The 20,987-nt window shown below is 37.4% G+C and carries 27 protein-coding genes; 4 read left to right on the top strand and 23 right to left on the bottom strand.

Going from position 1 to position 20,987, the window contains the following annotated elements:
* Positions 1–80: 80 nt before the first annotated feature.
* Positions 81–431 (bottom strand): DUF4260 domain-containing protein, encoded by a 351-nt coding sequence (locus tag MHI18_RS01925; protein ID WP_340845729.1) that lies wholly within the window; start codon positions 429–431, stop codon positions 81–83.
* Positions 421–831, bottom strand: a complete 411-nt coding sequence (locus tag MHI18_RS01930; RefSeq protein WP_340845730.1) for a MerR family transcriptional regulator — start codon at positions 829–831, stop codon at positions 421–423. Before MHI18_RS01930 ends, MHI18_RS01925 begins: the two co-directional genes overlap by 11 nt.
* Positions 832–947: 116 nt before the next feature.
* Here MHI18_RS01930 and MHI18_RS01935 point away from each other — a divergent pair, with 116 nt between their 5' ends.
* On the top strand, positions 948–1,517 hold the full coding sequence (locus MHI18_RS01935; protein WP_340845731.1) for a VanZ family protein: 570 nt from the start codon (positions 948–950) through the stop codon (positions 1,515–1,517).
* Between the two features lie 75 nt (positions 1,518–1,592).
* Here the strand turns inward: MHI18_RS01935 and MHI18_RS01940 are convergent, their stop codons facing one another.
* The gene (locus tag MHI18_RS01940; protein WP_340845732.1) at positions 1,593–2,066 is read right to left on the bottom strand and encodes a DinB family protein; all 474 of its coding nucleotides are present in this window, start codon (positions 2,064–2,066) and stop codon (positions 1,593–1,595) included.
* A 105-nt stretch (positions 2,067–2,171) separates the two neighbouring features.
* Positions 2,172–2,564: a DUF5412 domain-containing protein gene (locus tag MHI18_RS01945; RefSeq protein WP_340845733.1), complete on the bottom strand. Its 393-nt coding sequence runs from the start codon at positions 2,562–2,564 to the stop codon at positions 2,172–2,174.
* Positions 2,565–2,730: 166 nt separating this feature from the next.
* Between MHI18_RS01945 and MHI18_RS01950 the strand changes: the two genes are divergently transcribed.
* Complete coding sequence (locus MHI18_RS01950; protein ID WP_340845734.1) at positions 2,731–3,444, top strand: class I SAM-dependent methyltransferase; 714 nt, start codon at positions 2,731–2,733, stop codon at positions 3,442–3,444.
* A 133-nt stretch (positions 3,445–3,577) separates the two neighbouring features.
* Here the strand turns inward: MHI18_RS01950 and MHI18_RS01955 are convergent, their stop codons facing one another.
* The 16 genes from MHI18_RS01955 to MHI18_RS02030 form a co-directional block, all read right to left on the bottom strand.
* Positions 3,578–3,841, bottom strand: a complete 264-nt coding sequence (locus MHI18_RS01955) for a glutaredoxin family protein (RefSeq protein WP_340845735.1) — start codon at positions 3,839–3,841, stop codon at positions 3,578–3,580.
* 16 nt (positions 3,842–3,857) lie between these two features.
* Complete coding sequence (locus MHI18_RS01960; protein WP_340845736.1) at positions 3,858–4,559, bottom strand: amino acid ABC transporter permease; 702 nt, start codon at positions 4,557–4,559, stop codon at positions 3,858–3,860.
* Between the two features lie 2 nt (positions 4,560–4,561).
* Positions 4,562–5,257, bottom strand: coding sequence for an amino acid ABC transporter permease (locus tag MHI18_RS01965; protein WP_340845737.1), 696 nt, complete (start codon positions 5,255–5,257; stop codon positions 4,562–4,564).
* Between the two features lie 20 nt (positions 5,258–5,277).
* Entirely contained in the window at positions 5,278–6,096 is an 819-nt protein-coding gene (locus tag MHI18_RS01970) for a transporter substrate-binding domain-containing protein (protein ID WP_340845738.1), read from the bottom strand.
* A gap of 22 nt (positions 6,097–6,118) precedes the next feature.
* Positions 6,119–7,087, bottom strand: a complete 969-nt coding sequence (locus MHI18_RS01975; protein WP_340845739.1) for an LLM class flavin-dependent oxidoreductase — start codon at positions 7,085–7,087, stop codon at positions 6,119–6,121.
* 11 nt (positions 7,088–7,098) lie between these two features.
* Positions 7,099–7,851 carry an amino acid ABC transporter ATP-binding protein gene (locus MHI18_RS01980; protein ID WP_340845740.1) on the bottom strand — a complete coding sequence of 251 codons (753 nt, stop codon included), beginning with the start codon at positions 7,849–7,851 and terminating at the stop codon, positions 7,099–7,101.
* An 18-nt stretch (positions 7,852–7,869) separates the two neighbouring features.
* Entirely contained in the window at positions 7,870–9,201 is a 1,332-nt protein-coding gene (locus tag MHI18_RS01985) for an LLM class flavin-dependent oxidoreductase (RefSeq protein WP_445669935.1), read from the bottom strand.
* 318 nt (positions 9,202–9,519) lie between these two features.
* Positions 9,520–10,500 (bottom strand): NAD(P)H-dependent flavin oxidoreductase, encoded by a 981-nt coding sequence (locus MHI18_RS01990; protein ID WP_340845742.1) that lies wholly within the window; start codon positions 10,498–10,500, stop codon positions 9,520–9,522.
* Between the two features lie 206 nt (positions 10,501–10,706).
* Positions 10,707–11,468, bottom strand: a complete 762-nt coding sequence (locus MHI18_RS01995; protein ID WP_340845743.1) for an SDR family NAD(P)-dependent oxidoreductase — start codon at positions 11,466–11,468, stop codon at positions 10,707–10,709.
* Positions 11,469–11,739: 271 nt separating this feature from the next.
* Positions 11,740–12,117, bottom strand: a complete 378-nt coding sequence (locus tag MHI18_RS02000) for a hypothetical protein (RefSeq protein WP_340845744.1) — start codon at positions 12,115–12,117, stop codon at positions 11,740–11,742.
* Between the two features lie 103 nt (positions 12,118–12,220).
* Entirely contained in the window at positions 12,221–12,739 is a 519-nt protein-coding gene (locus MHI18_RS02005; protein ID WP_340845745.1) for a hypothetical protein, read from the bottom strand.
* Positions 12,740–12,802: 63 nt separating this feature from the next.
* A complete protein-coding gene (locus MHI18_RS02010; RefSeq protein WP_340845746.1) occupies positions 12,803–12,928 on the bottom strand; it encodes a CPCC family cysteine-rich protein in 126 nt (41 codons plus the stop codon).
* A 158-nt stretch (positions 12,929–13,086) separates the two neighbouring features.
* Entirely contained in the window at positions 13,087–14,091 is a 1,005-nt protein-coding gene (locus MHI18_RS02015; RefSeq protein WP_340845747.1) for an SMI1/KNR4 family protein, read from the bottom strand.
* 77 nt (positions 14,092–14,168) lie between these two features.
* Positions 14,169–14,552, bottom strand: a complete 384-nt coding sequence (locus tag MHI18_RS02020) for a hypothetical protein (protein WP_340845748.1) — start codon at positions 14,550–14,552, stop codon at positions 14,169–14,171.
* Between the two features lie 110 nt (positions 14,553–14,662).
* On the bottom strand, positions 14,663–14,926 hold the full coding sequence (locus MHI18_RS02025) for a hypothetical protein (protein WP_340845749.1): 264 nt from the start codon (positions 14,924–14,926) through the stop codon (positions 14,663–14,665).
* Positions 14,927–15,050: 124 nt separating this feature from the next.
* Positions 15,051–16,304 (bottom strand): cytochrome P450 family protein, encoded by a 1,254-nt coding sequence (locus MHI18_RS02030; RefSeq protein ID WP_340845750.1) that lies wholly within the window; start codon positions 16,302–16,304, stop codon positions 15,051–15,053.
* A 227-nt stretch (positions 16,305–16,531) separates the two neighbouring features.
* Here MHI18_RS02030 and MHI18_RS02035 point away from each other — a divergent pair, with 227 nt between their 5' ends.
* Positions 16,532–17,131, top strand: coding sequence for a TetR/AcrR family transcriptional regulator (locus MHI18_RS02035; protein WP_340845751.1), 600 nt, complete (start codon positions 16,532–16,534; stop codon positions 17,129–17,131).
* 228 nt (positions 17,132–17,359) lie between these two features.
* Here the strand turns inward: MHI18_RS02035 and MHI18_RS02040 are convergent, their stop codons facing one another.
* On the bottom strand, positions 17,360–17,926 hold the full coding sequence (locus MHI18_RS02040) for a GNAT family N-acetyltransferase (protein WP_340845752.1): 567 nt from the start codon (positions 17,924–17,926) through the stop codon (positions 17,360–17,362).
* Positions 17,927–18,187: 261 nt separating this feature from the next.
* Positions 18,188–18,637 (bottom strand): ASCH domain-containing protein, encoded by a 450-nt coding sequence (locus MHI18_RS02045; RefSeq protein ID WP_340845753.1) that lies wholly within the window; start codon positions 18,635–18,637, stop codon positions 18,188–18,190.
* 432 nt (positions 18,638–19,069) lie between these two features.
* Here MHI18_RS02045 and MHI18_RS02050 point away from each other — a divergent pair, with 432 nt between their 5' ends.
* The gene (locus tag MHI18_RS02050; protein ID WP_340845754.1) at positions 19,070–19,513 is read left to right on the top strand and encodes a carboxymuconolactone decarboxylase family protein; all 444 of its coding nucleotides are present in this window, start codon (positions 19,070–19,072) and stop codon (positions 19,511–19,513) included.
* A gap of 352 nt (positions 19,514–19,865) precedes the next feature.
* Here MHI18_RS02050 and MHI18_RS02055 read toward each other — a convergent pair whose 3' ends face one another.
* Complete coding sequence (locus tag MHI18_RS02055; protein WP_340845755.1) at positions 19,866–20,912, bottom strand: 2,3-butanediol dehydrogenase; 1,047 nt, start codon at positions 20,910–20,912, stop codon at positions 19,866–19,868.
* Positions 20,913–20,987 lie beyond the last annotated feature (75 nt).

The raw sequence follows: 20,987 nt of genomic DNA on the forward strand, positions 1-20,987 counted from the left end.
AAGCTGAACAAGGGATACCATAAAATAGTAATTTAACCTTTTGTATACGAAAACAGCCTTTATTACAACTTCATTTTCCATTAAAGCCTTTGGATATGTGTTTGATTAAATGAATCTTCATATTTCAACCCAAAACCTAATAGTCGATCCAAAAAGATATGTGCTGCCCAGATGATTGATATCATAAGTAAATAATCGTTGGAAATGTACAGGTAACTTCCTGCTAAAAGCAGCGGTAAAAGAAAACTGTGTCCGACATTATACATACTTGCCCCTATTTTCTTGTTAATGACATAACCGATTATGGTACAATCAGGAACGAACAAAAGGACAAAAAATAGCCAAATCGGAAAGTCTAACTGCAGGTATAGATATAATGAAAGAGCAAAAGCAACTCCGTTTTCGACACGGATTAATTGGTTATTGGTCATTGTATACCCCTCTGATCAACTCTTCAATTTCTGTTTTATTTTCTATGTATTTCTCTTCTTGTACGAGTTTTTTTATCGTTTGCAATACGGTTAATGCTTGTTGATAAAACTCAATTTTTTCCTCAAGTTTCGTGATTTTTTGATTGAATAACCCGACTGAAGCTTTGTTGCATTCGGGTGTGATTGATTCAGCACTTAATACTAACAATTGTTGTATCTCTTTTATTGAAAAACCTAGTTGCTTTAATACAATGATAAGCTGCAGCTGTTTTTCACTTTCTTCATTATATTCCCGGTACCCATTTTCACGTCTTGTTGGTTTCAATAAGTTCTCTTTCTCGTAATATCGTATGGTATCCGTCTGAATTTGATATTTCTCAGCAAAATCTTTGATTTGCATCGTAACCACCCCCACTACAACATAACATTGGAGTAAGGTCTAAGGTCAAGAGAGTTGTTAAAAGATTGAGATAGACACTATACTAAAAACTATAAAACTAAGGAAGTGCAGTGCATGTGACAAAACAACAAAAAAGGAAAAGGGGAGTTCTTTTTATCCTCTTGTGTCTTTATTTAGCCGGATTGGTTTACTTCATGTTTTTCGGGTTTGGACGTTCAGACCTCGCAGAAACCCAAGAATATCGGTATTGGCTGATACCAGATCAAATCCCTTTATGGGTTCCTAGGTCTTTTTCGATAGACACTATAAAACTATGGATCTTTGCTCTTGGTAACCTTTTGGCGTTTGTTCCATTTGGAATACTTGTGCCGATGGTCTTTAAAAACCAGATGAAATCTTTCATTAGGTTTATTTTCTTGTTTGTCGTTTTTATTTTTTGTATGGAAGTCCTTCAAATGGTCACCTATTTAGGAAGCTTTGATGCAACGGATATTATGGTAAATACCATGGGCGCAGCAATTGGTTTCTGTTCATACAAAATAAGTGAACGGATGAAGACTTCAAGAACAAAACGTATCTCGATGGGAGTGACTATTGTGGGATTATCTTTGGTGTCGTTCTTCATTGCGGAGATATTTAATGAAAAAGTCACGCCCTACATTGAAAACATTTTTGGACGTTTATGAGGAATAAGCCATTTACATACAAATAAGAAAAGAGCCATGAATGGCTCTTTTCTTATTTGTATCCTGTAACACTCTTTATTCGAACAATTGTACATTCGGTTCTCGATTCAAAACATGTACAAGCATGGCATGCAGCTGACCACGGTGATGATAGAAATGAGCCTGCGTATCCAGAAGCCACTCATATCGCGAATGCACAGCCCCGAAAAAGGAAGTGGTTACCCGCAACAACTCCTTTTCCTCCAATTCTACTAAACTCTCTCTAAGAAATGAGTAGTTATCTTGCAGAGTGGAAACAATGGCATTCAGATTCATTTCCGGCTCAGCTTCCTCATAGTACCGATCCAGTTCCTCCTCTGAGGTTCCTAAACCGATTAGGAAATCGGCTTTACATATAACCGACATGTGCGCCAATAGTTCACCGATAGACCATTTTTCTGGATTTGATTTGATGGATAGGTCTTCGTTGCTTAACGTATTCATCAGCTTGATAACAGAATCGACCGCCATATCCATCTGATTAATGATTCCCTTACAATAAATGTTCAACCTATTCCCCTCCTTTTTTTCACTAAAATCATAAGCTTCAGCTTAAAAGATAAGATTTAGATTTACACAAAAAAGAGCTAATCAGCTCGATCATTTAGTGAACAATCAATGTCGTCTAAAATCAAATTTATCCTTTGGCACATCTAATGAATGTCCATTAATCTCAACTGTATCATTGTCTGTCCAAGTAATACTCGCAGACTCCTCTCGATAATTCCAATATATAGTTTTGGTTTTTTTATTGCTGTTATTAAAGACCAACTCGCCGCGAACAGCATATCCCGTTGTAGCACCTCCGCTAGAGACATATGTTTTAACAGTGTATTCCCCATCAGCCGATGTCTCTTCTGTAAGATAATCTCCTGTCGGTAACCTATTCATATCAAAAAATACCCAATACACACCATATCCGACCAATAACAAACCCAAAATCATAAGTGCCTTTATATAAAATTTCTTCGGTTCATTTTGAACAGTCTTTTCTTCTATATACTCCATTGCAAGAATTCTCCTTTTTTTCTTTATCCTCACTTTACCACAAAAAATTCAATGAGTTATCTGGATTTTCTCTTTTAGAGCTGGCAACTAAATACGTTTTTAAGAGTTCCTTGTAACGAAGTTATTGTATAATTAATGGTAGGTATTAACAATATAGGAGGAATATATGATTGCACTTGTTTATGATCAATTAAATCAATGGGGAAAAGATGATAACTTTTTTATGGAGTTGCTTGTATCTACGGAGTCCAAAGCAATTGCTGATTTAGGGTGTGGCACAGGGAGAATAACCGTTGAAATGGCAAAGGCAGGTTATCGTGTAACAGCTATTGATCCAAATGCTGAAGCTATTCAGTATGCTAAGAAAAAGGATTATGCAGAGGTTGTAACGTGGATTATAGGTGATAGCGCAGATTTGGAAACAGCAGCTTATGATGCAGTTATCATGACAGCCAATGTCGCACAGGTATTTATAACAGATGAAAGCTGGAAAACTGTTGTCCATGATGCTTATTGCGCATTGAAACCAGGTGGTCACTTTATTTTTGATACACGTAATCCTAATGTTAAGGCATGGGAAGAATGGCAAAAAGACGATAAAATAGACCAAATTCAAGATTTGAACACAGGAGATACATTAACCATGTGGGATGAATATGAAGGATTAAATGGTAGTGTCTTTACTTTCTATGAAAAAATAAAAAATGAAAAAACAAACGTAGTAATTGAAGACAAAGTACAACTTATTTTTCGTAGCTATGAGGAAATAAACGAGTCACTTCATCAGGCTGGATTTACTAAAGTTAAGGCATATGAGGATTGGGAATTTAAACTCGCGACATCAAAAGCTAAATCGTTTATTTTCCATAGTGTGAAATAAACGCTTAGTATTATAGAATTTTTACACAGTACTGATAGTTGAACACAAAGGTGTAAGAAACATAGAGAAGGCAGCCAATTGGCTACCTTCTGATGATGCACCTGATTGTTTATAAAGCTTGGGACTTAAAAGACTATAAGACTTTCTGTACCTTTAATTCTTTTTCAAGCGCCTTTAAACCTAGTTCAGTTACACCTGTATATTGTCCGTCTTTTCCGATTTCAATGACCGGCACATAACGGACGCCATATTTTGCTTCTAAAATATCACGGCGATTATCATGCTCTGTCACATCAATCACCTTATAATCGATTTGTTTTTCTGCAAAGAATTCTTTTACATCCTCACAATAAGAACAACCATTTTTCGCCCATAATAATACAGTTACCTCACTCATTATCATTCACTCCTTATTAAGCTTGCACAACGCCTTGACGCAAATGTGCCGTTAATTTTTTTTCTATTTGATTGGCTAATACTTCAATCAAAATCGTTACAACCCAGTAAACAATACCAACAGCTATAAACGATTCTAAGTATTTAAGATTACTAGATGCGATAATGTTCGCTGCGCCTGTAATCTCTTTTACTGATACCAGAAAGGCAATCGATGAACTGTGTAAAAACGCAATCAAAATATTTGTGAGGTTCGGAATTGCCGCCACAAAAGCTTGCGGCAAAATAATGCGCCTATACATCTGGAATGTCGTCATACCTAGTGATAGAGCTGCATCTATTTGATGGTTCGTGATACTCATAATACCTGAACGGATAATCTCAGATAGAAATGCCCCTGCATTAAGCGTTAATGCTATAATAACGAAAATAACGATTGGCCAGCCATTAAGCGAAATGTCAAACCACTCTTCTGCGATGAGCGGCATACCAAAATAAATTAAGAATATGTGAAGAATAACAGGGGTCCCTCTATAAAAGGATACATAAACGTTCAAAATGACCTTACTAATCTTCCAATCACTCAAGCGGACTAAAGCTACAACAATACCAATTAGTAATCCCAATAACAGCGGTACAAAGGCAATCAGGAAAGTCATCGGTAATGCCGGCAAAATACTTTGCAGTGCTGTCAATATAAATGATAGATCCAGTTGCATCCCTATCCCTCCGATACTGGGCCAGGTATATGCCGGCTATAATATTTTTCAATCCGTCTAAATAGTGCTTCCAAGAGCAGTACAATGAGATAATAGATAATGGCTAAACCAATATAAACCTCGAATGTCCGCATCGTGGCGGCAATTAATGTTTCCCCTCTTCCCATCATATCCATCACACCAATTGAAAAGGCTAGTGAGGTGTCTTTCAAGGAACTGACAGAAGCACTGCCGATATTTGGTAAGGCAACGCGGAATGCCTGTGGCAAAACGATTCGAATAAAAGTGTGACGGGATGACATGCCTATGGAGTAAGCTGCCTCTGTTTGACCGAAATCAATGGATTTAACCGCTGCACGAAAAATTTCTGCGAATTGGCCTGCATTGTTCAATGTATAGGCAATGACAACAAATATCATGGCCTCCATACGGGATATGTCAATACCGAACAAGCTAACGACAAATGGCAGCCCATAGTAAATCAAGAACAATTGAATCAATATCGGAGTGCCGCGAATAAACGAAATATATACCGTCGCAAACTCTTTAAGGATCGGAATTTTATACAGTTTAGTCACAGCTATCATCAGTCCGAGCAGTAACCCCAAGAGTATTGAGGATAAAAAAATTACGAGAGTAACCGGTAAATAACTAAGTAAAGTCGGTATAAATTCCGCAATATAGTGGAATTCAAGCATGGCACTTTGCCTCCATTTAATTAATCCTTCAGTTGATCGGAATAATCTTCATCAAACCATTCAACCAATAAATCTGAAATCGTACCATCTTCAATCAACTCTTTCACAGCGCCGTCTATTTTCGCAGCCAGCTCTTCATCTTTCTTATTGAATAGGAAGTAGATGTCGGTATATAACAGTGCATCGCCAACTATTTTTTGCTGGGCATCTGCTTTTTCGTTGTTCGCCTTTACTGAGAATGGGAAAGAGAATAGTGCATCAACGCGACCCGTTTTCAATTGATTGGTCATATCTGTATTTGTCGGAATGTATACAATTTCTGTGTTTAATTTATGCTCTTTTTTATATTGTTCAAAAAATAGCGAGGCATTGCTTGTTGGTACGGCCCCTACTTTTTTCCCTGATAAATCATCAATTGATTGAATATCCGTATTCTTTTCATTAACCACTACATGTGTAGGAATGGCATTATAATGTTGTTTATTGAATAGGAATTTTTCTTCTCTCTCTTTATTTTTGGCCATGTTATGTGCAATCATATCGATTTTCCCTGTTTCTAAGTTCAATAATAGGTTTGAGAAATCCATCGATTCAAATTTAAAAGAAACATCCTCTAGGCGTTTATCAATTACACGCAACAGTTCAACATCGTATCCGGTTAATTTGCCTTTTTCATTAATATAGGCAATATCCAGCATATCGTTCCCTGTCCCGATAATAACTTCTTGTGCTTTCTCTTCTTTTGATCCACCTGAAGTATTATCGCTTCCACATGCTCCGAGGACAATTACGCTTATTGATAGGAAGGTTGTTAGCCATGCTTTTTTAATGTTCTTCATTTTTTCTCCCCCACATATTCATTTATAAAGACACAGCATTATGCTGACTTACTAATTCAATTGACCGAAAACGTGCCTCTTCTTCCAAAATAGGTGTGTGAATAATAAATTCATCAATCCCGCTTTCATGTAACGTGTCGAACTTTTCAAAAATATCTGAGGCAGTACCGGCAATAGCTGGTGAAGAAACCGTTTCTATGGTGAATTTTTTTCCCGTTTCTAGCCCAAAGCGTTCTGCACTCTCAAAACTAGTTAGTGTGAATTTACCACCGTCCTCTATATGGACACGAAACAAGTCCGTGTTTTTCAAAAGGTTCTTCGCTTCTTCCCTACTATCCGCAACAACAACGGCAATTCCAACCGCAAAAGTTCCGGTCGGGTTACAATCTTTGTATACACGAATCGCTTCAGCCAATTGTTCTTCATTGCTGTTGATGAACTGTGCAAATGTATAGGTAATTCCTAATTGTGCAGCATATTCAGCACTACCGGCACTGCCTCCCAGCAAAACTATTTCTGGGGGTATTTGCGGAGCAGGTTCGGCAGCCAGTGAATTATCTCCCTTTATATAAAGCTGCAATTCTTTTAAACGGGTATAAAAATCATTGGGATTACTTAAACCGTTATATTGTAGAGCTTTTGTTGCAGTTGGCAATCCACCTGGTGCCTTGCCAACTCCCAAATCAACCCGGCCAGGGGCTAAGCTCGATAAAATATGAAAGTTCTCGGCAACTTTATACGGGCTGTAATGTGTAAGCATTACTCCGCCTGAACCAATGCGAATCTTATTTGTTTTTGCGAGTAAATGTGCCACCAATATTTCTGGAGAAGATCCAGCCAATTCCTTTGTTTGATGATGCTCAGATACCCAGAAACGCTTAAACCCTTTTTCATCGGCAAATCGGGCCAATTCAATCGTCCTTTGCAATGCTTGCTCTGCCGTATCGCCCTTCAACATTGGGCTTTGATCTAAAATTGATAATGTATACATGCAATCACCCCTTAAATCTCAAACGTCAGCTCTGGAGTCAATCGTTTTAAAAACTGTTTTGTCCGTGCATGTTTTGGATCATCAAATATTTGTTTTGGAGTGCCGGACTCAACAATGACTCCGCTATCCATGAAAATAAGATGATTAGAGACTTCCCGCGCAAAATTCATTTCATGCGTCACAATAATCATCGTAATTCCCTCTTTCGCAATTTTACGGATAACTTGGAGTACTTCCCCTACCAGTTCCGGATCTAAGGCAGACGTAGGTTCATCCAATAAGAGTACTTCCGGATTCATGGCTAATGCGCGAGCGATTCCGACACGTTGCTGCTGCCCTCCGGACAATGAACTGGGATACGCATTTTCTTTATGTGATAAGCCTACTTTCTCTAATAGCTTACGGGCACTTTCTTTTGCCTCTTCTAGACTGCGATTCTGGACGATGACCGGTCCTTCAATGATGTTCTCTATCACTGTTTTATGCTGGAACAAGTTATAGTTTTGAAAAACCATCCCCGTCTTTTTGCGAAGTTCAATAATATTCTTTTTGGAGGCATGTTTGACATCAAGGGACAGATTATCTATAGTCACAGTCCCGCTCGTTGCTTTATCCAGAAAGTTAATGCAGCGCAGAAGTGTTGTCTTGCCTGAACCACTCGGCCCTAAAATGGAAATAATATCACCTTTGTGTACTTCTAAATCAATTCCTTTTAACACTTCATTTTTCCCAAATGATTTTTGGATATTTTCAAGCTTTATCATCATGAAACCTCCCTTGCGTTATACTGAGACATTCCTATAGTTACTAGGTTTATTCGGCAAACCCAGATGTTCACGCAAAGTATCGGTTTCATACTTGGTTTTATAATGGCCGCGTTGTTGAAGAATCGGTATGACCTGCTCAACAAAGTCCTCCAATGCATGTGGGACATCTGCCAATATCATAAACCCATCTGCCGCACCCGCTTCAATCCACTTAATCACTTCATCCGCAACATCTTCAGCCGTACCCACAAAAGCTCCTTTCGGTGTCGCTTCACGGATGGCCACTTCATACAGGGTCAATTTTTCCTCTTTGGCGTATCGTTTTATACGATCGGTTACTGATTGGAAACTATTACGGCCGATATCGCCCAGCTCTGGAAACTGCTCATGCAAATGATATTGTGAAAAGTCATGATGGTCGAAATACCGGCCCAAAAACGCAATTGCTTTCTCAGCGGATACCAATTCAGCTACTTCACTATACTTTTTCTCAGCTTCTTCTCTTGTTTGACCAATAATTGGGGAAATACCTGGCAATACAAGCAATTGATCAGGGTTTCGTCCATTTCCTAAAGCAGCCTGCTTCAATTTATCTGAAAGCTTTTTATTCTCTTCAATCGATACGGAATTAGCAAAAATAGCTTCCGCTTCTCGGCCAGCAAACGCAATTCCAGCAGGGGATGAACCTGCCTGAAAAATGACAGGCTCTCCCTGTTTAGACCTCTGAATATTAAGGGGTCCTGCTACTGAAAAATACTTACCCTTATAGTTTACATTGTGCATTTTAGAGGGATCGAAAAACCGATCATTTTCAACATCGTATGTAAATGCATCTTCTTCCCATGAGTTCCATAACCCATGTACAACATCTAAATACTCTTTGGCAATCTCATAACGTTCCCCATGTTTCGGATGATCTTCAATGGTTTTGCTGTAGTTCAGTGCTGTATTTTCCAGTGGTGTTGTAACGACATTCCAGCCAGCTCTGCCGCCGCTTATTAAATCTAACGAAGCCAATTGACGTGCTACCGTAAAGGGCTCACTGTAAGATGTTGAAATCGTTCCCACTAATCCTACCTTTTCAGTTGCCATGGCAAGCGCAGATAAAATGGTGATCGGTTCAAAGCGATTTAAAAAGTGAGGCAAAGACTTTTCATGGATATACAGTCCATCAGCAATAAATACGGCATCGAACAAGCCTTTTTCCGCAACTTTTGCCTGTTGGACATAATAAGATAAACTCACGCTTTGCGATGGTTCAATATCCGGATGCCTCCACAGAGACATTTGCCCGCCTACACCATGGATCATTGCACCAAAGTGAAATTGTTTGATTGACATATCCATCAATTCCTTTAATTCTAATTTGTTTACTTGGTTTTAATATTTTTGATTTTAAATGAAATGTTGTGCATAAGCAAGCTTTTATTTTAAATTTTCTGATAAATTAAACGCGGTTTATTTCATGTATTCCTTAGAAACAAGGTTTTTAAGTATTCCTTATTAAACGATCCTGCCCGGCTAGTTGAACAAGAATATCTTTTTAAAAGTACGATAAAAAGACCGCCAATTGGCAGCCTTCTGATGACGATATTTTTATTATAAAAACGGGGAACTTCTACCTGTCTTTTCACCTTAAGAGTCGTTAGATCCCAGCTTAAAATTTCACTGGAAATCAGCCATTAATTCATCTATTATTCCCTTAACTGTTTTCTTTTCTTTAATCATATCAATCGCTGTATTTACAGATATGATCCCTTTTGTAACTTCCCCATCAAGCATTCCTATACGAAGACCGCCGCGCTTATTAATCTCTTGTTCAACTTCCCCAGTAGACTTTCCGCTCTGATACATTGTCGCTAATTCCACCGCTGATTTAGTGGGAGTAGAACGCTGTAACCCTGAAACAAGTAATAAGTCTTCTGATTTAGAATTGATAATGTCTTGTTTCGCTTTCTCAGAAGCTGGATTCTCTTCAGATACAATAAAGCGTGTTCCAACAAAGACTCCCTGAGCTCCAAGGGCAAAAGCAGCTCGTACACCACGAATATCATTAATTCCACCTGCTGCAAGAACGGGGATATCAACCGCATCTGCAATAGCAGGTACGATAGAAAATGTTCCTATTTGGCGCTGCGGGATATGTCCTCCCTCGTCGTATCCTGTAGCCACAATGATATCAACGCCGCTGTCTTCCGCAATTTTTGCAGAAACAACTGATGGTGTTAACTCTCTAAAGATTATAATGCCGCCACGATTTTTTATTTCTTTAAAAAAGGCTCGATTAACTTCTCCTACCACGACAAAGATATTTACCTCTTCTTCAAAAGCAACATCAAGTGTTGAACTTATATATACGTTATCTTTCTCCATCCCTTCTTGTGGAGAATACAAGTTAAGACCAAATGGTTTCTCCGTTAACTTTCTAATTTCTCTAATCTCACTTCTCAGTTTTTCCTCTATAGATACAGTTTCATCTTTTGCAAGTGAACCCGCATTAAATCCTAAGACACCTAGTCCACCAGCTTCAGAAACAGCCGAAACAAATTCAGCATTTGTAAGCCAATTCATTGGTGCTTGAATAATTGGATAGTTTATTCCTAAGATGTCCTCTACTCTTGTGTTTGTGTTTGTTTTTATATTCAATTCTTTCACCTCAAGGTTTACTTTTTAACTAACATTATGGTAACTCAATAGGGTTTTATCAGCAAATTTGAATGATTTCAAACAAAATCCCTGTTATAGAGAGTATCTAACCTAGCCCTTTATTAGTCAAATACAGAAAACGATGGATTTATCAGATGACAAATCCATCGCCCTTACACTTATGATAATTAACTGTGTAGTGCTTCTTACCGTCCGAATGTATGCCCGCCATTTAAAAATACAGTCTGGCCTGTCATAAATCTTCCTTCTTCACTGGCTAAGAATACAACTCCTGGCGCTATATCAACGTCCGGATCACCAAGACGGCCCAACGGCACTGGGTCCATTGTTTTTCTGTATCCTTCTGGATCTTTTTCCATCCACAGTTTCGCAGCAGGTGTCAGTGCGCCTGGAGAAACAACATTTACGGTTATGCCAAATTCACCAAATTCACGTGCTGCCACTCGTGTTAAGCCACGGATGGCTTCTTTTGCGGAACCATAAGCAGCGAATTTTTCCATGCCATCAATGCCCGTATCTGAACATACATTGATGATACGACCGTAACCTGACTCTTTCATATGCGGGACACATTGCTGCATAAAGAAAAATGATGCGACTGTCCCTGTTTTCCAGGCTAGTTCCATTGATTCATATGTAGTTTCCAGTATAGAAGCTGTTGGTTTTGATGCCTGTGCATTATTGACTAGTATATTGATAGTCCCGAACGTTTCAACTGTTTTAGTCACAACATCTTTTACTTGCTCTTCATTCGAAACATCACACTGAACAAACAATGCTTCCGCACCCATTGCTTTTAATTCTTCAACAGCTTTTTCCCCTGTTTCAGCATTGAACTCAGCGATTGTAATTTTCGCCCCTTCTTTAGCAAGCGCTTTCGCGAACGATAGCCCTAAACCTTGACCTGCTCCTGTTACAATCGCAACTTTTCCAGCTAATCTGCTCATCGTATAATCCCCTTTTCATAATCCGTGTATAAAGATCGTTGAATTCAACCTATTGATCATATATGATAATTGGTAAAAGAATCTGAGTTAGTTTTCCCTTTTTACCATTTAATTATGAAAGGACCTGCCTGCCAAGGTAACATTAGAAAACCAAACCAGTTCTAGTAATCGTCAATCGTAATACGTATGCATAAAAAAAAACCAAAATAAATCTGCCTAACCTTATCATACATCCTCACTAGTAAGTTCAATGAACTGGATTGAACTATTTTTAATAATCGGTGTTCCAAAACCTATCCTTCTTCATATCCTTAACCATTTTATTAAATGTATGAAGTTGTACACTATTTTCATCATAAAACATTATCATCCGAACTGGTGAGCGACTTGTAGTACCACCATTTTTTGAACAAGGAAAAATCAATATTTGGGAAGAATCCTTCTCAAGATAGGCTTCAATCAGCCAATGTGTTGCGTAAGGGTAATCAGGGGTTATTTCATCATTAGTCAGCGCATACCTATCGCATTCTCCAATTGGTAAAAACTCATATTGGATACACCTAATTCCTTTTCTTTTAACTTTTTGACGTTTGGCCCCATTTAATGCATTATATCTATTTTCTCTTTTTTTCTTTAATCGCTTTCTCATTTCCCACCTCTTAATCATCTGTTCTTTCGTAAAGTGGATCTCGCATCTAGCATTAAAGTAAACTATATTTTTGCAATTCTAGTAGCAATTTTAATCAGATACTCTATTTTATATATTTGTTTATATTGTCTAATGCCAAACGAGTCTGTTCTTGTACAAAGCGACTCTCATCTTGAAGTCCTTGATTAATAATATACAAAACTAGTTCTTTGTTTATCTTTTTATAGACTTTTGCACTATGCCCCAAACAAAGTATTGCGGTACCACGAATGGAAGCATCCTCGTGTTCACTGTACATAACCATGATTTCTTGAACAAAATCTGGGTCATCTGTACTTAAGGCTAGTTCTGATAAGCCATTTATAACGTTTTCCGTATCACCTGAATTGATACGTTGAAAAATGTCTTCATTATTATTTATATTGTAACTATATCTTTCAGACCATTCGTGTAAGATTTCATTTAAGATTTTCTCGTAAAACTTTATTTTTCCCCAAGCTAACCTATATTCTAATGAATCAGATTCATAGTTATCTAACTCAACAAATGCCCGTAATAAAGCCTTTTTGGTTTCTGTTTTTTTATCGGTTTGACTCAGTAAAGTTATTTTATCACTATACATAATGAGGTATTTATTAAAATTTCTTCTTGCTTCTGTGAGTGAGTAATCTCTATTAGGGCCACCTCACACTTCATCCGCATTTAAATCGTCTTGTCCATCATCTTGCCACTTACAAAGTACACATATCTCATAAGCATCACGCTCATCTAATGTCGGAAATCCACAGCAAGGACACTTTACACGTTGCACTAAAATCACACCCTACTTGTTCAAATTAAAAAATTCTTCCCTTTAGCAGTGACACCTTTACCTCTAGTCTTGTTAATTGTGTTAAAAAAAATAGAATTACCACAGGTAGTGAAATAGGTCCTCTGTGTTGGAATCGCCCATTAGTTAACTAGCATGTACTATAATATTTTCACATGATCCCAAATTTCTTTTAATGACTTTTCCTCCAATGTCCCCTGTTTTAGTAGTTCTTCAGTTGTACTAAACGATTGAAAATCCATTTCATAATCGGAGATATGCCATTTGTTGGAATGTTTATTAATGTGGTAGATATGGTCTTGATATGAGAAACTGACATGTGTATCAAAATTCAAATCCCTTTTCAAATCTTCATAAGAATAGTTAAGCTTTTCACTAATCATCTCAGCATACATGCGAACATCGATATCGGAATCATTCTTGAAAATTTCTATAAAGTCCTGAATTGTTTCATCATCTAATCGATAGGTTAAGAAGTTCCATACTAAATTAGCAATGTCATTTCTTATATAGTCATTCGGATGATTACTTAATTGTAAGAACTGTTTACTCACCCAACTTACATCAGACTCAAATTGTGATAGATAAGATAGTGCATCACTTAATTCCTCTACATTATCTTGTTTTATTAGCTCTTCCAAATCTTCTTTGCTGTATTCCTTCATTTGAGAATCATCATCATCAAAAGGTTCGGGTTCTTCCGTATACAGCCGTTCTAAAAATTCATCAAAAGTATCAGCTATTTTTATAATCATATCGTCTTCGTTATCTACATAAACGATTGAAGGATCTGAAGAAACAGTCCGGTAGTCAAAAGCAACCCAGGTATGTCCATCTCCATTAAACAAAATGAGTCCTTCGGGCATATCCCATTCTTTAATGAGTTCTTCGTTTTGCACGATACTATCTTTTGGCCCTATGCCTAAAATATGGTCTACATTAATATGGTCATCAGCCCACGATGTTGGTACATCAGTAGGGTACGCGTTAAATTTAATAGATCCTCCATTCTGTTCATTGAGAATAGTAATATACGATTGTGGTAATTTTATTTTCAGTTTCTCTTCTGCTTTTTTTATCATCTCTTTAGTTAATGGTTCTAATTTGAAATATTCATCTTCCACTTCCCAAATAGCTTTCCCCATTGAAATCACTCCCTAAAAATAATATTGAAACATTAATAATACATTGTTAGATAGTACGGTAGAGAGACTTGCCGATTTTAATCCCCAAATGCAGCTATGAAGTTGTTCTTCTGCAATGCTTCTTTGCAAAGCTCTAGTAATTTTTCAGCAAATTCTTTTATTTCTTCCCGGTATAAATTTTCTGTTTTGTATTTACTAACTAAACATTCGCAAACGTTGACTAACTGATGTATTTCTTGGGTTGAAAATAGTTTATCACCATATTGATCTAACCCTATAAGTAAATCGAAAGGTCCGATTTCTCGATTTCTTTTAAAGTGTTTTTCTTTATATCTTTTTACGTAATCTTCCTCATTTTGAAGATACCTCTGCAACACTTCTGTAAATTTTACAGATTCTTCTCTAAATATAGCTTTTTTCTTATTTGTCATATAGAAATCAATTCCCACACTAGTATCCATTCATTGCGCACCCTTCCATATTTTAATAGTATATCAGTCTTTCCCTCCCCACATAGTAAAAAAGCAATTGCTTTAATTTCGCAATCGCTGTTGTTATGTACATGTATTCTTTATCCTAAATAAGTAATCTGAGCATCTTGCTTTTTAGCTCTAATGATAACTTTTGCCACCAATTGTTCAGGCTGTTTCCCGTAGCTGGACTGAATTTCCTCAAAAAGGTGCTTCACAATGATTTCAATATTCTCTAAAGTAGTTTCTTTTGGCAGATATTTAGTTCTTGCAATCTCAAACCTTTTGTACGAGCCTTCATAATCTGAGATTGTCTCTTCGCCAAACGCGTTTACTTCAAATTCTACTTTAATTTCAGCATCCACCAGTACTCCCCCTTATATTCTACTATCATACAATACAACACCATAATAACCCATTTTTTGACTTATAGTTAAAAGAGCCGCTCATAGTTGAACGGCTCTTAATCTTGTAAATTCTTTCACTCTATTAAAAAGCGACGGGAAGGGATTTTAACCCCTGTGAGCTCAGCATGAATTGCCAGTTAACGTCCTCCCTTGGGATACTGAGATGCAAGTTAGGCATACGTCTCAGCAGGGTGGAAAACGCAACGTCTCCTTCGACGCGGGCTAATGGCGCTCCCAAACACATATGGATGCCTTGTCCAAATGCCATATGACGTTTGATTGAACGCGTAAGATCCAGTTCCTCTGGGTCCGAAAACTGGAGTTCATCTCGATTTGCTGATTTCAATACGGGAATCACCATATCTCCCCTTTTGATTTGCTGTCCTGCTATCTCGATATCTTCCGTAGCAAACCGCGGTCCTGCCATGGTGGAAGGCCCATTGAAACGCAGCAATTCTTCTACAGCTCCAGGTATCAGGTTGAGGTCTTTTTTTAGTTTCTCCAGCTGCTCGGGATGATCAAGTAACATTAACGTGCCTGTTGCGATCAGATTCGAGGTAGTCTCATGACCAGCAAAGATCAATAGGGAGATCATCGAAATTAGTTCCGATTCGTCGAGTTTATCTCCCTCTTCTTCAATAGCAACCAACTGACTGATTAAGTCATCTGCTGGATGCTTCCGCTTCTCGGCCACAAGCTGCACAATGTATTCCCCAAAAGCTCGAATCTGCTCTGCAACTCCCGGTTCTTTTCTTCCTAGGCCTAGACCGTGCGCAATGGCCTCTGACCAGACCCGAATTTGAGCCTGGTCTGCTTTAGGCACCCCGAGCATTTCAGAAATGACGTTGATTGGCAAGGGATAAGCATAGTCCTTAACAATGTCAAACTGTTCTTTATCTTCTACCTGGTCAAGTAATTCGTCAGCAATCTTTTGAACGAGAGGACGCAGGCTTTCCATGTATTTAGGCGTAAAGGCTTTGGATACCAACCTGCGCAATCGTCGGTGATCAGGTTCATCGACAGAAAGCATGGATTTAGCATTAAGGAAAGTTGGGGGAGCAGATGGATCCGCATTGCTTTGCATCAGATTATTGTTACCATCGATGGAGCCTCCGTCTACAGTAAAGTGGGCATGATCTTTTAAAACCAGCATGGCTTCTTCCATACGGGTAACCATCCATGTTTGGCCTTTTATCGCAGCAATCGGGGAAGGAATAGGAATAACGGCCCCCATTGTCCGCATCTTGGAGAATATCGCAAATGGGTTTTCAACACTTTCCCCACTAAATACGTTTAAAATAGATTGATCTGTTGCGTTTTGTTCTTGTTTTTTCATAACTATCATCCTTTCCTTTATGGGAGTGGATCGTTTTCATTTAAATAGGTCTTTTTTTTGATCATTCTTACCAAATTCGCAGATTAAATTTACACAGTGTTGTATAATTTACACTGTATAAATGAGAGTATAAAGATAAGTTAGCACCTTTTCAAGCGACAAACTTCCTAAAAGCGTATAGTAATCTCTATAAATACTGTTTATATAGAAGAAAGGAAAGAGAGAAAATGACGGAAAAGAAAAAACTTCACACCGACCCTCGCATACTTCGGACAAGACAATTAATAAAAGATGCGTTTGTTGAGTTACTTGAGGAAACCGATCTTCAGCAAATTACGGTTAATCGGCTAGCGGAAAGAGCCACAATCAATCGAGTTACTTTTTATCTGCATTTTCGTGATATTCCAGATATGTTAGAAAAGATGGCAAACGATATGATTGACGACATTTCAACGGTATTTGAAAAAACACCAACAGACCACCCATTCTCTGAAGAAGACAGTTGGAAAATACTTGAAAACTTACTACAGCATATCGCTGACCATTCCAATTTTTATAAGAACTTCCTTACTTCTAAGAAAGTTCCTATCTTCAGAGATCGGCTGACCCTGTTTTTACGGGAGAAAATCGTGACGAAGATAGATGAAAGCGGAAGACGAGTTCAATTAACTGATATCGTAAAAGAAGATATATTAATATGGTACGAAACGTCCGCTTTAATTGGCACAATCGTTTCGTGGCTTCAAAATGATATGCCCTATACACCAAGTTTTCTAGCACAACAATTCGCTTTGCTTCACCATAGGGCGTTAAATGTAGAACGTTAATCATTTAAAGTACAACGAAATCTTGCTATCTGCATTGATCTCTAGAAGGTTTTACTACTAAAATCTGTTTCCGTTCAGGAAACTGAACGGATTATCTTGTAGATGAAAATAAATTAGTTACTGTTCATTTTTATGTATGATGCAATAACATTTATATTGAAAAATCTTACGTTAAGAAGGTCGTTAATCGGCAGCCTCCTATAGCGAATGCATCATTTAGTTCAAAAGCTAATTTTCCAGGTATTCATTCCTAAGAATTGAATACATTGCAATATCTCTAAACTTTCCTTTAATAAAGTATTTTTCTCGTGATACTCCTTCTAATTTCATCCCTATTTTTTGTAGAACTCTTTGTGATTGACTATTTTCTACCATACAAGGAGCCTTGATTCTATTTAACTTCATTTTATTAAAGCCAAATTCCTTTACTTTGGCAGCAGCTGCAAGAATTATTCTGTCGCCCCAATGATCCTTGGAGAGAATAAAACCTAGTTCGGCTCTAAAATTTATAGGAAACCATGCAACAAAATCAATGGTACCAATTACTTTTTTTGTTTGTTTAAATTCAATAGCCCAAGGTGCTATTTTTCCTTCTTGGTATTGTTTATCGATCAAGTTCAAAAATTCGTATGTATCTTTAATCGTATTGTGGGACTCCCACGGAACGAATCTCGATACATCTGGTTCCGATGCATACTCAAACATATCTTCTGCATCACCTATTGCGAATTTGCGTAGTAATAGACGGTCTGTTGATAGGGTTTGCAATTCCCCATAAATATCTTTTACTTTCATATAATTTTTCTCCTTTTGTTATCCATCAGAATAAATTTTGTACCCTAAGCAAATTAAGACATAAGTATAGCTATTCGTACTCTTCTTTTGAGGAGTTAGTCCAGAAATGACGGTATATCGATTCATGACAATAAAGAAATAGAGAGGATTTCTCCTCTCCATCAAAGTCTAACTTTTTGGATCACCACAAATTGACCGCCTTCTTATGACGCTAACGCCCCTGTTAGCCATCCATGAAGCGTGAAAAATCAGAGCGAATTTTTACCCATTCTTCACATCTACCAATTTAAAACGCTCACACACAAGGAGCATGTCTTCCGAAAATTCACGTCCGATTGTGTTTAACTCGTTTCTGAAGAACTTTTCATGAGCTTCCCACCAATATTTGTAGGTTTTATCTCCTTCACCTTCTGCACTAGCGAACTCTTCAGTGACTTCATTCATAGGAGTTAGCGTAACCTCCACTGTCTTAATAATTGCTACAGGTTGATCATCGCTGTTTAAAATAATGCTATAATCATCTTTTGCTGGTAGTGGTTCATTCTCCAGTTCATAAAAAGTATATCCTGAGCATGTTGCAGTTTTAATTCCATCTATCACTAATTGTGCGAGATAATCAGGATCAGCCCCGAATTGCCATGCACTAACAGACTGAGGTTGATTTTGATTCTTCCAATATTCATTCCAGTACTTCTGAGTCGCCTGATTCATACTATTCCTCCATATACATCTATTATTTTAGTAACATTCTATCAAAAATAGTTTAGCTAATCTAAAATACATTCCATTAATTGGATCAATCATTGAATAAAAAGGCACTCTTAACTAGCCTCTCTATAGTTAGACAAGGATATTTTTTATCAGAATTTGAATGTATGATTATGCTAACATAGTACATTCAAACAGGCTGCCAAGTGGCAGCCTGTTTCTTTCGTTAAGTTAAGATAACCCTTGATCTCGGAAGCTGGAATTGGTCCGGATTTTTTTACTATAACTCCGGCTACACAGTAGTTTCTGAAGTATTATTCCCTTGCATATGAACGTCTCCAGGGTAAAATACTAGTACAAATGTTCGTATTGTGGGATAATAAGATTCGTATAGACGAATAATAAAATTATCTTAAAACAAAGGGGTTTTGCCTTATGAGTCAACGAATCGCCTATAATGATGTTGCGCCCGATGGTATTAAAATTATGATGGATATGGAAAAGTACACGAAAACATCTTCTATTAATCAAACTACTAGAGAGTTGATTAAAATTAGAGCTTCTCAAATTAACGGTTGTGCCTTCTGTATCAATATGCATACATCCGATGCTCGTAAGATGGGTGAAACTGAACAAAGAATTTATTGTTTAAATGTCTGGGAAGAATGCGATTTTTATTCACCTGACGAAAAAGTTGCTTTGGAACTTACTGAGCATATTACCTTAATCCCAACAAAACGAATTCCTGAGGACTTATACAAGCGTGTCCGAGAACATTATGAAGAGAAACAATATGTTGATCTAGTTCTTATTATTAATCAAATAAACAGTTGGAATAGAATCTCTATTGCAATGGGCAATACAGCAACTGAGAGTTAATTTTCTTAATGAACACCCAACGGTGTTCTTTTTTTCTTCAATTTGAATGTATGATTTGTGTAATTATCATACATTCAAATCCTTGATTTCATTGACTTTCTCCGCATTCTCTCTTTATACTAAAAAAAGAGAAAAAATTGTACATTCAAATCGTTGAATGCCAAGGGTTTCAAGAACCCACTTTTGAATAACAATAGAAAGGTCGAGAAAACATGAAACCAAAAACAGAGACTTCATATCAATTATGATGTAGATCTGGTGAGGTTTGGATTAATAAATAATAACGAAGAAAAGGTGTCTCATTAATTTCGGGAAACCTTTTTTTCGTTATCTTTTTGTGTAAAATTACTATCTATTCGGACTTAACAAGAATTTTCACTTGACTTCGCTCTTTTAGCAAAGCTTCAAATCCTTCTTCAATCACTTCGTCCAGTTTAATTCTTTTTGTAATAATTTTTTCAGCTGAGAAATATCCCTGTGCCATTAAACTGATCACAGCAGGGAAAATATCACGATACCCTATTATCCCTGTAACTATACGTTCATTTAGAACGATATCGTTTGGATGAATGGAAGCTTTCTTTTCAAAAATACTGACAATCATTGCTTGCCCGCCAATTTTTGTGGAATTGATTGATTGTGTCAAGACTGCATCAATACCTGATACTTCAAATGAAACATCCACTCCACCATTTGTTCGTCTCCGAATTTCTTTAACAACATCAACTTCTTTTGGATCTAAGACAATGGCACCGAATTCGGCTGCTTTTTGTTTTCGTTCTTCAGAAACTTCACTCACATAAATTTCAGTTGCACCTGCTGCTCTTAAAGCTTCAATAATTAATAAACCAATGGGGCCAGCTCCAAAGACAGCTGCTTTCTCCCCCACATTTAATGCACTTTGCCGTACAGCATACAAAGCAACAGCAGAAGGTTCTACTAATGCTCCTTGTTCAAAAGAAACGTTTTCAGGAATCTTATGTAACATCACTTCAGGTACTGCTGCATACTCCGAAAAACCACCGCCTCCCCCAGCTAAGCCATAGAAGCCCATTTTCTCACATAAGTTGTATTTACCTTGTTTACAGGCTTCGCATACACCACAAGCATATATTGGCTCCACTACAACTCGATCACCCACTTGAAATTTTGTTACATCTTCTCCAATTTCTACAACCCGCCCGGAAAATTCATGTCCCATAACAATAGGAGCTTTATCACCACTTAATGGATGCGTCTCAGTGGGAATAAAAATTGGTCCAGCCGTATATTCATGTAAATCACTTCCACAAATCCCACACCATTCAACTTTAATTTTTACTTTATCTTTCTGTGCCGTTGGTTCTTCAATGTTCTCTAATTTTAAATTTTTTACACCGTGCCATCTCAATGCTTTCATATTTTTTATCTCCTTTAATAAATTAAAATTATCAACCTCAGTTTTTATTGTTAGATTAATCCTTTAAGTTAATAC

It is taken from the genome of Peribacillus sp. FSL H8-0477, assembly GCF_038002765.1.
In the GTDB taxonomy this organism is placed as follows: domain Bacteria; phylum Bacillota; class Bacilli; order Bacillales; family DSM-1321; genus Peribacillus.

Bases quoted from the DNA above. Each gene is read 5' to 3' on its own strand.
- MHI18_RS01925 (WP_340845729.1), bottom strand. From the start codon at position 431: ATGACCAATAACCAATTAATCCGTGTCGAAAACGGAGTTGCTTTTGCT.
- MHI18_RS01930 (WP_340845730.1), bottom strand. From the start codon at position 831: ATGCAAATCAAAGATTTTGCTGAGAAATATCAAATTCAGACGGATACC.
- MHI18_RS01945 (WP_340845733.1), bottom strand. From the start codon at position 2,564: ATGGAGTATATAGAAGAAAAGACTGTTCAAAATGAACCGAAGAAATTT.
- MHI18_RS01950 (WP_340845734.1), top strand. From the start codon at position 2,731: ATGATTGCACTTGTTTATGATCAATTAAATCAATGGGGAAAAGATGAT.
- MHI18_RS01955 (WP_340845735.1), bottom strand. From the start codon at position 3,841: ATGAGTGAGGTAACTGTATTATTATGGGCGAAAAATGGTTGTTCTTAT.
- MHI18_RS01960 (WP_340845736.1), bottom strand. From the start codon at position 4,559: ATGCAACTGGATCTATCATTTATATTGACAGCACTGCAAAGTATTTTG.
- MHI18_RS01965 (WP_340845737.1), bottom strand. From the start codon at position 5,257: ATGCTTGAATTCCACTATATTGCGGAATTTATACCGACTTTACTTAGT.
- MHI18_RS01970 (WP_340845738.1), bottom strand. From the start codon at position 6,096: ATGAAGAACATTAAAAAAGCATGGCTAACAACCTTCCTATCAATAAGC.
- MHI18_RS01975 (WP_340845739.1), bottom strand. From the start codon at position 7,087: ATGTATACATTATCAATTTTAGATCAAAGCCCAATGTTGAAGGGCGAT.
- MHI18_RS01980 (WP_340845740.1), bottom strand. From the start codon at position 7,851: ATGATAAAGCTTGAAAATATCCAAAAATCATTTGGGAAAAATGAAGTG.
- MHI18_RS01985 (WP_445669935.1), bottom strand. From the start codon at position 9,201: ATGGATATGTCAATCAAACAATTTCACTTTGGTGCAATGATCCATGGT.
- MHI18_RS01995 (WP_340845743.1), bottom strand. From the start codon at position 11,468: ATGAGCAGATTAGCTGGAAAAGTTGCGATTGTAACAGGAGCAGGTCAA.
- MHI18_RS02000 (WP_340845744.1), bottom strand. From the start codon at position 12,117: ATGAGAAAGCGATTAAAGAAAAAAAGAGAAAATAGATATAATGCATTA.
- MHI18_RS02005 (WP_340845745.1), bottom strand. From the start codon at position 12,739: ATGTATAGTGATAAAATAACTTTACTGAGTCAAACCGATAAAAAAACA.
- MHI18_RS02015 (WP_340845747.1), bottom strand. From the start codon at position 14,091: ATGGGGAAAGCTATTTGGGAAGTGGAAGATGAATATTTCAAATTAGAA.
- MHI18_RS02020 (WP_340845748.1), bottom strand. From the start codon at position 14,552: ATGGATACTAGTGTGGGAATTGATTTCTATATGACAAATAAGAAAAAA.
- MHI18_RS02030 (WP_340845750.1), bottom strand. From the start codon at position 16,304: ATGAAAAAACAAGAACAAAACGCAACAGATCAATCTATTTTAAACGTA.
- MHI18_RS02035 (WP_340845751.1), top strand. From the start codon at position 16,532: ATGACGGAAAAGAAAAAACTTCACACCGACCCTCGCATACTTCGGACA.
- MHI18_RS02040 (WP_340845752.1), bottom strand. From the start codon at position 17,926: ATGAAAGTAAAAGATATTTATGGGGAATTGCAAACCCTATCAACAGAC.
- MHI18_RS02045 (WP_340845753.1), bottom strand. From the start codon at position 18,637: ATGAATCAGGCGACTCAGAAGTACTGGAATGAATATTGGAAGAATCAA.
- MHI18_RS02050 (WP_340845754.1), top strand. From the start codon at position 19,070: ATGAGTCAACGAATCGCCTATAATGATGTTGCGCCCGATGGTATTAAA.
- MHI18_RS02055 (WP_340845755.1), bottom strand. From the start codon at position 20,912: ATGAAAGCATTGAGATGGCACGGTGTAAAAAATTTAAAATTAGAGAAC.